The organism is Chitinivibrionia bacterium (assembly GCA_009779925.1).
Classification (GTDB): domain Bacteria; phylum Fibrobacterota; class Chitinivibrionia; order Chitinivibrionales; family Chitinivibrionaceae; genus WRFX01.
Genome location: WRAZ01000001.1, coordinates 86807 through 101435, shown reverse-complemented (window position 1 = coordinate 101435; position 14629 = coordinate 86807). Strand labels below are relative to the sequence as shown.

Genomic DNA, 14629 nt, shown 5'->3' with positions numbered 1-14629 from the left:
CCTACAATAAGGTAAACTGTTTATAACCGAGCAATTTTGATTTAACTGAACCAAACCGAATTAATTTGCTTTAATTCAAGAAAGGATACATTTATGGCGTCTCTTAAAGGAACAAAAACCGAACAAAATCTCCTCAAAGCATTTGCGGGAGAGTCTCAAGCGAAAAATCGCTACACATTTTTTGCAAGCGCCGCAAAAAAAGAAGGCTACGAACAAATAGCCGCCGCTTTTGCCGAATCAGCGCAAAACGAAGAAGAACACGCAAAAAAATTCTTCAAATATCTTGAAGGCGGTTGCGTCGAAATCACTGCCGCTTTTCCTGCGGGAGTTATCGGCACAACGCTCGAAAACTTGGAAGCCGCGGCAGGCGGAGAGCACGAAGAATGGTCTGACTTATATCCCGAATTTGCAAGAATAGCTCAAGAAGAGGGATTTTCGGACGTTGCTACAACATTCAAAATGATTGCTGTCGCCGAAATGGCGCACGAAGCGCGTTATCGCAAGCTTCACAAAAATTTGAGCGAAGGCAAAGTCTTCAAAAAAGACGAAAATATCACTTGGAAATGCCGAAACTGCGGATTTTTACACAAAAATTCGGAAAGCGCGCCCGATTTGTGCCCCGCTTGCAAACACCCGCAAGCATATTTTGAAGTTTGGGTAGAAAATTATTAATTTTGTGTATGTGCGACCGCCCTCGGTCGCCCGCTAATTTATCACAATATATTTCGTAGGGTCAGGGATTTTTGCTTGCAGAAATCCCTTTTTTCTATGTATGCAACTGTCGCAAGCGCCGCAAGCGCGCCCATCCGCCGACGGCGAATAACAACTGTGCGTAAGCGCGTAATTCATTTGGAGCTTATGCCCTGTTGCAATGATTTCGGCTTTGCTCAAATTTATCAACGGCGTGTGAATAATTATAGGATTTCCCTCAACTGCGGCTTTTGTCGCCAAATTCGCCATTTTTTGATACGCTTCAATGTAATCAGGGCGACAATCGGGATAGCCCGAATAATCGACCGCCGTTATTCCGATAAATATATCGCTCGCGCCGATACTTTCGGCAAAGGCAAGCGCATAAGACAAAAAAAGCGTGTTTCGCGCAGGGACATAAGTATTGGGAATTTCGTTTTCGATTTCTTCTCGGTTTTTAGGTATTTCGGTTATAGAATTTGCCGTCAACGAGGAATTTCTGAAAATATCGGTGTCAATATTTATAATTTTGTGCTCTTTTATCTGTAAAAATTTCGCAACTTTTTTTGCGCATTCAATTTCAATATCGTGCCGCTGACCGTAAGAAAAACTTATCGCGTGAATTTCAAATTCCTCGCTTTTTGCAATAGCGGCACAAGTAGAAGAATCCAAACCGCCCGAGAGTAAAACTACTGCTTTTTTCATACCCCTCGCTTATTTCCCCACAAGATTTTATGCAACTGCATTCCAAAGCGCACATTTAATTTGTCGCGGATAATCATTTCTGCAAGAGTTTTTGGCTCGATTTTGTCGGTGCACGGTGAAAAAATAATCTTGCACGGAATTTTGTGGGTTTCTATAAAATTTTTTGCCCAATTGTAGCCGTCTTCGCTGTCGATTACGAATTTTAGTTCGTCTTGCGCGCTTAAATGTTGTAAATTTTCGTAGCAAAAATGCTCTTTTTCACCGTTTTTTGAGACCCACGGAAGTTTTACATCGACGATTTTTATCGCTTCTTTCGGCAAATTTTCGATGTTTTTGCTACCGTTTGTTTCTATTAAAACCGTAAATCCGCTTTCAATAAGCTTTTTGGCGAATTGGGGTGTTTCGAGTTGCTCGAGCGGCTCACCGCCTGTTATTTGGACTAATTTCACATCTAAAAGTTTTGCTTTCAGCAACAATTCATATACCGAAAACTCCTGATATTCGCCTTCGTTTGCGTATTTTGTATCGCAGAAATTACAGCCGAAACTACAACCCCACAGACGAAAGAACGCGCACAATTCGCCTGTGCGCGTTCCTTCTCCTTGTATCGAAACAAAAATTTCGCTTATTTTCAACAAATTAAATCGCTTTTTTCAACTCTTCGACTTTGTTAAGCTTTTCCCAAGTAAATTGCGGAAGTTCGCGACCGAAGTGTCCGTTTCTTGCTGTTTCGCGGTAAATCGGACGTTTTAAGTCGAGGGCTTTGCCAATTCCTGCGGGGGTCAAATCGAAAACTTTTGCGATTGCTTCTTCGATTTTGCGGTCGGTTGTGTTGATTGCTGTGCCGTAAGTGTTTACGTTAACAGAAACGGGTTTTGCTACGCCGATTGCATACGCCAACTGAACCAAAACTTTTTCCGCCAAACCAGCCGCTACAACGTTTTTTGCCACCCAACGACCTGCATAAGCCGCCGAACGGTCAACTTTTGACGGGTCTTTTCCGCTGAACGCGCCGCCACCGTGCGCGCCGTGTCCGCCGTAAGTGTCCACGATAATTTTTCTTCCAGTAAGTCCGCAGTCGCCGTGAGGTCCGCCGACAACAAATCTACCCGTCGGATTGATGTGGTATTTTGTGTTTGCATCCAAATATTTTGCGGGAATTACCGCTTTAACCGCTCTTTCGATAATTTCTTTTTCGATGGTCGCGTGCTCTACGTCTTCGGTGTGCTGGGTCGAAATAACAACCGCTTCCACTCTTTTGATTGTGTGCATGTCGTCTTCGTATTCTACGGTTACCTGAGATTTTGAGTCGGGACGAAGCCAAGGAAGCGTGCCGTTTTCGCGAAGTTCGGTCACTTTTTCCATAAGACGGTGCGACAAATGCAAAGAAAGCGGCATAAATTCGGCAGTTTCGTTTGTCGCGTATCCGAACATAATACCTTGGTCGCCTGCGCCTTGCTCTTTGTGAAGCCCTTCGCCTTCGGTTACACCCTGTGAAATATCGGGCGATTGCGTTCCGATTTGGTTCATAACCGCGCTGTTTTTGTAGTCAAAACCGATGTTTGGATCTGTATATCCGATTTCTTTAATTGTTTTGCGAACAATTGCAGGAACGTCTATTACCGCTTTTGAAGTAATTTCTCCGCTTACAACCGTAATTCCTGTGGTCACCAATGTTTCGCAAGCAACTCTTGCGTTGGGATCTTGCGCCAAATGTGCGTCAAGAATCGCGTCTGAAATCTGGTCTGCTACTTTGTCGGGGTGTCCTTGAGATACACTCTCCGAAGTAAAAAATATTGCCATCGTTTCCTCCTGTGGCTATTTAATTTTGTTTGTTTAACTAAAAAATCTATAAAAAAACATAAAAACCGACATTCTTACAAGCCGAGCATTTTAAGATACTCACTCTTTGGGAAAACCCCTGTTTTGCTGACTTTATCCGCTCCGTTTTCGAAAACAATTGTTGTCGGGATTGCGCTGATTGCGTATTTTGCGGCTGTTTGCGGGCATTCGTCAACGTTTACTTTTACAATTTTTGCTTTATCGCCCACTAAACCCGTAAGTTCATCCATAATTGGACTGAGCATTCTGCAGGGTCCGCACCATTCCGCCCAAAAATCCGCCAAAACGGGAACATTACTATTGAGAACTTCCGCCTCAAAATTTTCGTCATTAACTGCTTGCGCCATAATTTCTCCTTATTAAAACCGCAATAAAATACTATATGCCACGGCAATATTTTCATTTTTTTCGACAAAAACATTATTTTGCTCTTGGAAATATACTATATTGTATGTATTATATATAATGAAGATGTGAAAATATAAAAAAAGGCGGTTTATATGAGAAAAAACGGATTTACACTTGTCGAACTGATGGTGGTGATTGCAATCATCGGAATTTTGGCGGCAGTATCATTGCCAAGATTTGGCGAAGCCGCCGACAGAGCGCGAGCCGCCGAAGCCCCGCAAATCTTATCGGCTATAGCGGCAGGACAGGAAGCGTTTCGGATAGTTCACGGCGAATACCTGCCTTTGCCTGAGTCAAATCTTCAAACTACAATCGATGAGTGTAATGTTGTTAATCCCATTTGTAATTGGAGAAGAATATTACCACAAGTTCCTCAAAGCACCGTTTTTGCCTACGAGGTACGACAAGCCGATATTGTCGCAATGACGATAATGCCGAACGGCGACATCATTGCGCCACAATTTACAGCAAGAGCGATACTTCTGACAAATATGACAAGAGCGCAGGCGGATGCGGCACTAACAATAAATCAGGTAGGTGCCAGAGATGCAACAAGCGCCGATCTTCGTCGATTGGTACCGACATTCTTTCCATAGGCTTCTTGCGAAATCTAAAAAACGCGAATGATTTCCCGTAGGGGCGTATTGCATACGCCCGATTTCTGTCGGCGATTTGGGCGTATGCAATACGCCCCTACGATAAAATTCCGCAAATTTTCTTGACGGCTTCTTCCAAATTGTCGTTTACAACAAAATGGTCGTAATTTCCCTCGTTTTTGGCGAAAGCTAACTCTTTTTTGGCATTTTCGAGGCGCAATTTTATAGTTTCCTCGCTGTCGGTCGCCCTTTTTCGCAGACGGTTTTCTAATTCTTCAAACGACGGCGTCTCTATGAAAATTCCCAAAGTGTCGTTTGGATATTGTTTTTGCATAAGAACTTTGCCTTGAACGTCTATATCCATAACAATCATTTTGCCGTCGGCGAGGTTTTTTTCGATAAAATCGCGAGGCGTTCCGTAATAGTTTCCGTGAACTTCCGCCCATTCGACAAATCCGTCTTTGTCTTTTTTTGCGATAAAATCCTCTTTGCTCATAAAGAAATAATCAACTCCGTCGCACTCCTGACCGCGCGGATTTCGTGTTGTCGCCGAAATAGAGTATATGAGTTCGGGCATTTTTTTACTCAACTCGCTCAAAATTGTACTTTTACCCGCGCCGCTTGCCGCCGAAAAAACAACGATTTTACCTTTTTTACCCATTTTTTGCCTCGCTTTCTTTTTTAAAAAGAGTGTTTGTTATCGATTGGTTATTTTTCAAAATTTTGTTTCCGCGCGTTATTTTGCACAAGCTCATTTGCAAATCGGAGGCGATTTTTCGGTGGGTTTCGCCTTTTTTTAGCCTAAGCATTAACTCCCATCGGGCATAAATGCTTTTTTTCTCGGCTTCCGTTAAAATTTCGTCCAAAAAAGCGGACATTTTTTCTTCGCCGTTTATTTGACATAATGCTTGTACTATGTTTTGCGGTATCATTCTATTTTTCTCCCAATTTTTCAAATAAATTTAATCTTTTCGCCGTTTCAAAGCCCAAAACTGCCGCCGCCGAAACGACGTTCATAGAATTTTTAAGCCCGAACACGGGTATTTCGACAATTCCGTCGCAAATTTGCAAGACCTCTTGCGACACTCCCAGCGCCTCGTTTCCGAAAACAAAGGCAACAGACTTGTCGCTTAGCGGTAATTTGTCGTATCGCACAGCCGAATATGCGGTTTCTGCCGCCCAAACTTCTACATTCTGCGCTTTTAACTCGTTTATTGCGGCGCTTGTTTCTTCAAAATGCTTCCAATTCACAAAATCTATTGTTCCGAGCGAGGTTTTTTCTAATTTTATATGCGGAGGATAGGCAGTATATCCGCACAAATAAATTCCGCTCACTCTCAAAATATCGCCGAGCCTAAAAAACGCCCCTACGTTAAACGCGCTCCGCAAGTTATCCAAAACAAAGTAAATCGGCGCTTTCGGCAGTTTAGCGTATTCCTCGCGAGAAATATCCGCGTCTTGCGTTTTAACGCCGAAACCTGTTTCTATGTCGCCGATTTTTTTTGCCAATTTGTCTTTTTCTCCGTTTTTGGTTTTTTTGAATAGAATATACTATTTGGCGAAAACAAAAATCATATAATTTTCTTGAAAATCCCTTTCCCACATTCTCCAAAAAGTATTTTTGTAAAGTTTTAGGATTTTCGAGTGGAGTTTATTCCTAAAACATTGCTAACTTACAGAGTTTTAGGAATTTCAACCATGCGGTATTCCTAAAACTATAAAAAAAGAAGAAAATCCCGTAAAAAACCCTGAAACATTAGCCCGCGAACTTGCGCCGTTTGATAAAATTAACGACCATAACGAAAAAATATTGATAACCGCCGACTATGAAAACGGCTCGCGCAACGGCGTTAAACAGATAAACATCGTCGATTGGTTGCTTAGCAAAAACAATTAACGCTCAATCGTGAAATAAAAAAACACAAATTTTCAAAAAACGCCCCACTTAACCGCTACAATAAATTATTTTTCTCCTGCCAAAAACTATGAATTGTAGGGATTTATCCCTGCTTTTCATCCACATCCGTCTTTGTTGCAGATACGGGCAAAACAATCTTTAAGTAGGTTGTTCTGCCTATCTGCCCTATCTGTATTCTTGATGTGGTTATTCATAGTTTTTGGCGAAATGTTGAATTTCGGCAGAACAACTCTCTTAGTTTTCTGTCGGAAAAATTGTTTAACTATTTTAAATTGCCGAGAGCGGCGGAAAGAGTGGGCTTATTATGAGAGAATTGCTAAAGAAGCAATGGGTTTTTAACGTGTTGGCGGCGGCTGTAGTGCTACCCTTAATGATTGGTTGCGGAAAGCAACAACAAACTGCGCCCACAGGCGGGAGCGCAACAGGAAGAATAGAAGTCGTTTCTATTCAAGATGAATTGGTTATGTTGTGTAATAACGATTTTGCGGAACTGAATTTTTGCGGAATTGGTTCGGGAACTTCAAATTCGGAAAGTATGGCTCGTCAAATCGCCGCACAAGAAGCGCGAGGAAATCTTGCTTTGGAGGTTCAGGCAGACGTTAACGGTCGAGTTGGTATTTGGGCGGCAAACGACCCAAGCGGCAATGCTTTGGAAACAGCCGCACAGCACAGTATATCTAACATAGATGCGCAATTAAGAAATATTCGCACAAGAAGCACTCGTACCGAGTTTGACCCTACAACAAGAAGATTTACTGCACACGTGCTTTTAACAACCAGCCGAGACGAAGCATTAGAAACAGCAAGGCAAGCGATGCTTGCAAACGAAGAATTGCAACGCTTGGCACGTTCCCTTAATGTTGCCTTAAACGTAGAATATATGCTTGGCATAAGCAGAGAGCCAAGACAGGCGCAGTAAAGGAGTATCTAATGAAAAGAATTAGCGTTCTTGTGTTTTTATCACTTTGTTTTTTATCGTTTTCGGCATTTGCCAGAAGCGACAGGAATATTCAAACATTTGAGTTGCCTCACAGATACGTTGCGAGCAATGACGACAGCCGAAACGACGCCAGAAACAGAGCAATAGAGGAAGCGCAAGTGAGATTATTGCAAGAATTGGGTGTATTGGTTGAGGCGCGGCAAAGATTAAGGTCTGCGGATATTGGCGGTATTTCTCAGCAGGAATTTTTGGCGGAAGTAAATACATACACTCTGGGAAGAGTGCAGACGACAGTTGTTTATGGGACGGAAATTTGGAGAGACAACGTTTTTTCGGCAACTTTCAGAATGACGGTGGATACAGCCGACCTGTCCAGACACTTGAACGCTATTTTAACGCAACGTCAACGCGCCAGAGCCGACAGTATTGCGTTAGTTGAACGAGCAAGAGCGGATTCTGTCGCAAGGGTGCAAAGAATTGCTACACTTGAAAACGCCGCTCAAACTGCAAGGCGAATATTTATGCAAGAAAGCGAAAGAGCGCGTCCCTTACAACAAGAAAGAGACAGAAGCGCAAGAGAGTTAGAAGAAGCGCGGGCAAACAGAGATAATGCACAACGAGCGTTTGCAAATGTGGCAACCGCCTCAGACGCTCATACGGCAATAGGAGTAAGAAGGATTGAAAATGAGCGGGCGTTGTTGCAAGAGACGACAAATAGGTATAATCAGGTATCGGCACAGTACAATGCTGCTGAAGAAAACCTCAGAGCCGCTTCAGCAAGATTGCAAACCGCACAGAACAATTTGCGTATAGCCGAAAATAATCTCGCACAAGAAATAGGAACACCTCTTGCGCCCGAAAGCAATTTTGTGCAAGAAACAAGACCGTCAATACCTGCAAGAAATGATAGAGCACCTGTTCAAACACAGCCAAGTTCTCAAGCACAAGCAAGCGCTAGTCCGAGAAGAACTTTCGTGTTTACGCTTGCAACGCCCGGGTTTGCTTCGACCGCAGGGCTTGGCGGCGCTCCCGGAGCAATGGTCGAATTCGGATGGATAAATCGAAAAAATATTTACCAGTCGGTCAATGCTCTTGGCGGATTCCCTTATTGGGGAACAGGATATAGCATAGGCGGAACTGTTAATAGAGACGGAAAAGCAACAGCAATTTTCGGCGGCACTTCTGGTTTTTACAGCGCGTTTAGCTATTATGATTATGGCGACAGCCACGGAGATACGTTTGTTTTTTCTTGGTTAGGCTACTTCGCAAAAATGATGATTGGACGAAGAAATAACTTCGATATAACTTTAAGAGGGTTATTCGGAATGTATGATAGCTATTATTCTTATAGTAGCACCTCTTGGCATAGTAATGGTTGGAATAGTTGGAGTAATACCAATTGGAGCAACGGTTATCATGCGGGTTTTCAGAAAACATTCATTTTTAGCTTAGGTTGGGCGTGGGTGCGTAGATAAGTAGTAGCAAAAATATTACCCATAACGGAAATCGAGACGATAAAAAATCTCGGTTTCCGTTTTTTAGAACCTTGCCTATTACCGTGAAAAACACGTGTTTTTTAACAAAATTCACGGTTAGTTGCGCTTTTTTATTTTGCAAAATAGTATTTTTGCAAAAAATGAAAGGCAAAGAATTTGATAAACCAAACAACAAAAGATAAAATTGAAAAATATCAATCGTTTTATGAAAAAATATCGATAAACCAAAAAGATGTTTTGCGCGATATTGCGTTGATTGAAATTCCTGAAATGGTTTACAATTCCAACGCTATCGAAAATTCCACGCTAACTCTTGAAGACACGGAAATAATTTTATCCAACGGCGAAATAAAAAAGCAAGTTAATATGCGAGAGGTTTTTGAGGCAAAAAATCTTGCAAAAATTACAGAAATGCTTTTAGAAAACGCAAATCAGGAATTGTCTGTAGAAATGATTCTTAATTACCATAAAATGCTTCTTTGTAATATAAACGACGATTGGGCGGGAAGGTTTCGAGCGGGGCGCGAATGGATAAGAATAGGCAACAATCTTGGAGCAAATCCTAGTTTTGTGCCGTCTTTGATAAATGATTTGGTAAAAAGCTATAATTGTAATTCCAAAGAACTTTATTTCTTGGACAGCATTGCGCATTTTCACGCTGAATTTGAAATTATTCACCCTTTTTGCGACGGCAACGGACGAATTGGACGAGTTCTGATAAATCAACAGTTGATGAAAATAGGTTTGCCGCCAATAATTGTGCCGAACAAAAGCAAACACTTTGACTATTATCCGCTGTTTGTAAAATATTCGACAACAACAAAATTTGACGGCTTTACGGAGGTTTTTGCAAACCTGTTGTTTGAATCATTCCATAAACGGATAACATACCTTACTGCAAAAAAAATTATTCCTCTTTCTGTTTGGGCAAAACAAAACGGAGTTAAGTCAAATGTCGCGGCAAACAAAGCAAAGCGGCAAACAATTCCCGCTTTCAGATTGCGCCAAAAATGGATGATTTCCGAAACTTACCGTGAAAACACGGAGCTTTTGGGTGATTTTCACGCTTAGTTGCGGTTTTCGCAATTTTACAACTTATACCGCCCCTTCAACACCAAAATCAAAACAAGGGCGGGGATATTGCAAAGCATTAAAGCAAACACTGCCCACTGAAACGCGGGCGGCGGCATAAAATAAACGGCTAACAGAAGCAAAAGCGCGAAAAGTCGTCCAAGATACATAAAAATTTCAGAAAGTAGGTTGCGTTCGGGGGCAAATTGCGGCAAATCTATTTTGTGCATGGTGTTTGTTAGGGTTGCGGAGGATTCCATTTTTCCAACAATAAGCATTGTTCCATAACCTGCCGAGATAAGCAAAAACGCGAGAATGCCGATTTGCGCAAGTATGGACAGCGATAAAATCACTGGCAAAACAGAAGTTGTAATAAGAATAATATTGCGAGTGTTTTTGTTTTTTATGCGCTTGTAAATCGCCAAAAGAAGAATTGCGCCCGCCGCAAAAACCGACGATGAAATGCCAAGTAAAAAATTCGCGTTCGGATTATTTTCCAGAGTAATCATAGCAATAACAGGAATTACTACGCTGATAACGCCTATAAATCCCCAAAAAAAGTCCGAAAAAGTTCCCAAAAGCACAGGAGCGCGCTTATTTTCTTGTTTAATTCTTTTGTAAAATTTTAATAACGAAAACGGCTCGCGCTTGTACGGCGCGTTAATTAAAAGCGTAAAACCAAACAAAACAAGCGCGATTATGACCACCACCCCCGAAGCGAAAAGGAAACTTAAAAAGTCGATAGCCGCTCCGATTGTGAACGGGAACATTATTTTTGAAAACGAAATAATTATGTAGTACCAAAGCATAAATGCAGCCATATTTTTGCCGTCGCCGCCGTTTATTTCACACTCCAGAGTTCGCATAGCCGCCCAAAACATTCCGATAGCGACGCCGCCGACTGCCGCCAATATAACGAAAACTGCGGAAATTTGGTTTTCCAAAAGCATAATTAAAATAGAAAATACGAGCAAAAGAACAGTGGAAGCGCGTAAAAAAAAGACGCGCGAAAACCTTTTAACAAGATATGAGCAAACCCAAAAAGACGAAGCCCAAGCCGTAAATAAAGAAATATTAAGCGTTGCGACCGAAAAAATATTGCCGTCCGTTTCCGTAAAAACCTTTGCTATAAGAAAAGTGCCGACGAAAACCCAAAGCGACGAAAAGCAAACGTGAACGCCCAAAAGCCCAATGTTGTTTTGTGTAAAATTTCTCTGTTTCATAGCGCAAAAATACGTTAAGGAATAAAGTTTTATTCAAAAAAACCGCCAAATAGCGCCTTTTTCTCTTTTGTCTGTGAGAATATATTATTTTTATGCCCAAAAAGCGCTTGAAAAATAAATGGGCAAAGGGCACAAGCAAAACAATGAGTATCAGAAGACGTATTTTTATTTCTATGATTTCGCTGACGATTGTATGTTGCGCGGCGGTTTTTATTTCGTCGATATTTCTTTACAGCAGGGAAATGCGCGCGTCTATGTTTGACAAAAACATAATTGCCCAAATGGTGGTTATGAACGAAATAGGAAATCTGAAAGCAAACGCGCGTGTTGCGGCGATAGGAGTTGCAAATGATCCTGACCTTATAGAAGCGCTTATGGATAACGACCGCAAAAAAATTCAGAGTATTATAACCACAATAAGTACGATGTTAAGGATTGATATTGCCAGCATATCTGACAGCAACGGCTTTATTTTGGCAAGAGCTCACGATCCAGAAAGATACGGCGATTATTCCGGAAATATGCCTCACGTAAAAAGAGTGATGGAGGACAGGGAAATCGGGGTTTATGTTCTGGAAGGCATTGTTGTGCCTCTTGCCGCAAGCGCCGCCGCGCCGATATACGATAACGACGGAAATATCTTAGCCATAGTCGCCTTGGGTTTCAGATTGAACAATCAGGAATGGCTACAAAATTTAAGCCTCATAACAGGTAGCGAATTAGCGATTTTTCTGAAAGACCGCCGCATTATTGCTTCGACCGTAATGTGTGAAGAGGGAACAATCTTAGGAAAAAAAGTGGACGAATATATAAGCCTAAAGGTGCTTGCAGGAAATTTACATTTCGGATTTATAGACCTTTTCGGCAAGAGAATTCTCGCTAAATATTCTCCGATATACGGCGCAGACAACGAAGTTGTCGGTATGCTGTTTGTAGGATTTTGCACGGAAGAATATACAAATAAAATAGTGTTTTTCGTTTTGATTACGACTCTGATAACGTTGGCAGTGCTTATATTTTGTATTATCCTTGCAAAAATTATTTCTGCCGCCATTGACAAAAAAATGGGAAAAATGATATTTGAACTGAACAAAGCGCGCGAAACAGCAGAAGACGCCACCAAAATAAAATCTATCTTTTTGGCAAATATGAGCCACGAAATAAGAACGCCGATGAACAGCATTATAGGATTTTCGGAACTTGCGCAATGTGGCGATATTCCCGAAAAAACCAGAGAATATCTCTGCAACATACAAGAAAGCGCAGAATGGTTGCTCGAAATAATCAACGATATTCTGGATATTTCCAAAATCGAATCGGGCAAAGTTGTTTTGGAACACATTCCGTTCGACCTTTCTCAGATATTTGCGCATTGCCAGCAGTTAATTATCCCGAAAATCAAGAAAAAAGACATAACTTTATATTGTCATTCCGAGCCGTTTGTCGGAAAAAAGCTACTCGGCGACCCTGTTCGCTTGGCTCAGGCGCTCACTAATTTGCTTTCAAACGCCGCTAAATTCACAAATGTCGGCACAATTAAACTTTTGGCGACCATAGAAGCTTCCGACGAAAAAAGCGTAAGAATAAAATTTGAAGTAAAAGACAGCGGCATAGGTATGGATGAAAAGCAGATTGCTAAAGTCTTTGACCCGTTTATACAAGCGGACGACAGCATTACGCGAAAATTCGGCGGCACGGGTCTGGGACTCACCATAACAAAAAACATAATAGAAGTTATGGGCGGTACCCTCTCTGTGGAAAGCGGTTTGGGAGTTGGCAGTAATTTCTATTTTACATTAAAATTCGATTTAACAAAAGACACTTCCGAAAAAAGTGAAAACGTCCCGGTTGACGAATTGGAAAAGCCAAATTTTAACGGCGAAGTTCTTATTTGCGAAGATAACTACCTTAACCAGTGGGTTATTTGCGACCATCTCGCGCGCGTCGGCTTAAAAACCGCTATAGCGCATAACGGCAAAGAAGGCGTCGATATTGTCGAAAGTCGTATAAAAAACAGAGAAAAGCCGTTCGACTTAATTTTTATGGATATACACATGCCCGTTATGGACGGATTGGAAACGGCGTCAAAAATCACCCGACTTGGGTCAAAAACGCCTATCGTGGCAATTACGGCAAACATTATGTCCAGCGACCTTGAACTTTACAAAAAAGTCGGAATGGCAGACTGCATAGGCAAGCCGTTTACGTCGCAAGAATTGTGGAGATGTCTGATAAAATTCCTTCCCGTAGAAAGTTTTGCTTCCGTAGAAAAAAGTGAAATGTCTGCGGAAGAGATAAAATTGCAGAAATTGCTGAAGGTAAATTTCGTTAAAAGCAATCAAAACACCTACGAAGAATTCAAAAAAGCGTTAGAAGAAGAAAACATAAAACTTGCGCACAGAATTGCGCATACGCTCAGAAGCAATGCCGCACAAATCGGCGAAAAACGCTTGCGAGCCGCCGCCGAAAAAGCGGAGGGTATGCTGACAAACGGCAAAAATCTGCTCAACGAAAGAGAAAAAAATGCTCTCGAAACCGAATTAAAGACGGTTTTGGACGAATTGGCGCCGCTGATGGACAAAACAGAAGACGAACACAAAGTAGAGAAAATCACAGATACAAATATAATACGCGAATTACTCGAAAAACTACAGCCTCTGCTCGAAAACCGCGACACGGAATGCCTGAACCTTTTGGACAAAATTCGCGCCGTACCGAATTCGGAAGAACTTGTAAAGCAAATAGAAAACTACAATTTTAAAGTTGCGCTTACAATTCTTGAAACCTTGAAAAAGGAGCAGACCAAATAATGTATCAGAAAATAGAGAAACACGAAAGAAACAGAGTTCTGATTATAGACGACGAGAAGTCAAATATACTCGCGCTTACAAATATTCTGAGCAGAGAATATAAAGTATATGTGGTAATAGACTCTCGGGAAGCAGTCGAAACAGCGGAAAGAGATTTGCCCGACGTAATTCTGCTCGACATTATTATGCCCGAAATGGACGGATACGGCGTTATTGCCGCGCTGAGAAAATCAGAAAAAACGCGAGATATTCCCGTAATTTTCATAACAGGACTTTGCGACGCCGAATCCGAAGAAAAAGGCTTGATTTTAGGAGCGGCTGACTACATATCAAAACCGTTCAGTCCTGCTATTGTCAGGCTGAGAGTGGCAAACCAAATGCAACTTGCAAATCAATTCAAAATCATAAAAGCGCTGAGCGCAACCGACGAATTGACAGGTATATTTAATAGGCGCGGATTTGATTCTCGACTAAGTCTGGAATGGAACCGCGCAAAAAGAGACAAAACATCGTTAAGCATACTGATTTTGGACATAGACAATTTCAAAAAATACAATGACACCTATGGTCATCTGCAAGGCGACGCGGCGCTTATAACCGTTGCAAAAATTTTATCGCAGACATTAAAACGCGCTATAGATTTTTCTGCGCGTTGGGGCGGAGAAGAATTTGCGGTTTTGCTACCCGACACCGACGCAGACGGCGCTTTGAACGTCGCCGAAAAAATCCGCAAAAAAATAGAAGAAGTACAAATTTTATGCAAAAACGGCGACATTACGAATATAACAGTAAGCATAGGCATAAATATCTATACCTCGCCTGAAAATATGTCGATACAAGAATTTATCGACGGAGCGGACAAAGCTCTGTATTCGGTAAAAAGAACAACCAAAAATATGTCGCACATATACAACAGCAATAATGTTTAGT

The 14629-nt window shown here is 41.7% G+C and carries 15 protein-coding genes; 7 read left to right on the top strand and 8 right to left on the bottom strand.

Annotated features, from left to right (window positions below; all coding sequences use genetic code 11):
- Window positions 1-93: 93 nt before the first annotated feature.
- Complete coding sequence (locus FWE23_00480) at window positions 94-672, top strand: rubrerythrin family protein (protein MCL2843921.1); 579 nt, start codon at window positions 94-96, stop codon at window positions 670-672.
- 33 nt (window positions 673-705) lie between these two features.
- Here the strand turns inward: FWE23_00480 and queC are convergent, their stop codons facing one another.
- The 4 genes from queC to trxA form a co-directional block, all read right to left on the bottom strand.
- Window positions 706-1395: a 7-cyano-7-deazaguanine synthase QueC gene (queC, locus tag FWE23_00475; GenBank protein ID MCL2843920.1), complete on the bottom strand. Its 690-nt coding sequence runs from the start codon at window positions 1393-1395 to the stop codon at window positions 706-708.
- The gene (locus FWE23_00470; GenBank protein MCL2843919.1) at window positions 1392-2033 is read right to left on the bottom strand and encodes a 7-carboxy-7-deazaguanine synthase QueE; all 642 of its coding nucleotides are present in this window, start codon (window positions 2031-2033) and stop codon (window positions 1392-1394) included. Before FWE23_00470 ends, queC begins: the two co-directional genes overlap by 4 nt.
- Window position 2034: 1 nt before the next feature.
- Entirely contained in the window at window positions 2035-3198 is a 1164-nt protein-coding gene (gene metK / locus FWE23_00465; GenBank protein MCL2843918.1) for a methionine adenosyltransferase, read from the bottom strand.
- Window positions 3199-3272: 74 nt separating this feature from the next.
- Window positions 3273-3584 (bottom strand): thioredoxin, encoded by a 312-nt coding sequence (gene trxA, locus FWE23_00460; GenBank protein ID MCL2843917.1) that lies wholly within the window; start codon window positions 3582-3584, stop codon window positions 3273-3275.
- Window positions 3585-3737: 153 nt separating this feature from the next.
- Between trxA and FWE23_00455 the strand changes: the two genes are divergently transcribed.
- Entirely contained in the window at window positions 3738-4241 is a 504-nt protein-coding gene (locus FWE23_00455) for a type II secretion system GspH family protein (protein ID MCL2843916.1), read from the top strand.
- Window positions 4242-4338: 97 nt separating this feature from the next.
- On the opposite strand, the gene gmk is transcribed toward FWE23_00455, so the two are convergent.
- Genes gmk through FWE23_00440 form a run of 3 tightly spaced genes read right to left on the bottom strand, consistent with a single transcriptional unit; the run spans window position 4339 to window position 5750 of the window.
- Window positions 4339-4902 (bottom strand): guanylate kinase, encoded by a 564-nt coding sequence (gene gmk, locus FWE23_00450; protein MCL2843915.1) that lies wholly within the window; start codon window positions 4900-4902, stop codon window positions 4339-4341.
- Window positions 4895-5173 carry a trp operon repressor gene (locus FWE23_00445; protein MCL2843914.1) on the bottom strand — a complete coding sequence of 93 codons (279 nt, stop codon included), beginning with the start codon at window positions 5171-5173 and terminating at the stop codon, window positions 4895-4897. Before FWE23_00445 ends, gmk begins: the two co-directional genes overlap by 8 nt.
- 1 nt (window position 5174) lies before the next feature.
- Window positions 5175-5750, bottom strand: a complete 576-nt coding sequence (locus FWE23_00440) for an RNA methyltransferase (protein ID MCL2843913.1) — start codon at window positions 5748-5750, stop codon at window positions 5175-5177.
- A gap of 713 nt (window positions 5751-6463) precedes the next feature.
- Here FWE23_00440 and FWE23_00435 point away from each other — a divergent pair.
- The 3 genes from FWE23_00435 to FWE23_00425 all read left to right on the top strand — a co-directional run bounded on the left by FWE23_00435 (window position 6464) and on the right by FWE23_00425 (window position 9666).
- Window positions 6464-7078 (top strand): hypothetical protein, encoded by a 615-nt coding sequence (locus FWE23_00435; protein MCL2843912.1) that lies wholly within the window; start codon window positions 6464-6466, stop codon window positions 7076-7078.
- An 11-nt stretch (window positions 7079-7089) separates the two neighbouring features.
- Entirely contained in the window at window positions 7090-8574 is a 1485-nt protein-coding gene (locus FWE23_00430) for a hypothetical protein (GenBank protein ID MCL2843911.1), read from the top strand.
- Between the two features lie 177 nt (window positions 8575-8751).
- On the top strand, window positions 8752-9666 hold the full coding sequence (locus tag FWE23_00425; GenBank protein ID MCL2843910.1) for a Fic family protein: 915 nt from the start codon (window positions 8752-8754) through the stop codon (window positions 9664-9666).
- Between the two features lie 17 nt (window positions 9667-9683).
- Here the strand turns inward: FWE23_00425 and FWE23_00420 are convergent, their stop codons facing one another.
- The gene (locus tag FWE23_00420; GenBank protein MCL2843909.1) at window positions 9684-10889 is read right to left on the bottom strand and encodes an MFS transporter; all 1206 of its coding nucleotides are present in this window, start codon (window positions 10887-10889) and stop codon (window positions 9684-9686) included.
- A gap of 143 nt (window positions 10890-11032) precedes the next feature.
- Here FWE23_00420 and FWE23_00415 point away from each other — a divergent pair, with 143 nt between their 5' ends.
- Complete coding sequence (locus FWE23_00415) at window positions 11033-13699, top strand: ATP-binding protein (protein MCL2843908.1); 2667 nt, start codon at window positions 11033-11035, stop codon at window positions 13697-13699.
- On the top strand, window positions 13699-14628 hold the full coding sequence (locus tag FWE23_00410; protein ID MCL2843907.1) for a diguanylate cyclase: 930 nt from the start codon (window positions 13699-13701) through the stop codon (window positions 14626-14628). Before FWE23_00415 ends, FWE23_00410 begins: the two co-directional genes overlap by 1 nt.
- The last annotated feature ends 1 nt before the right edge of the window (window position 14629 follow it).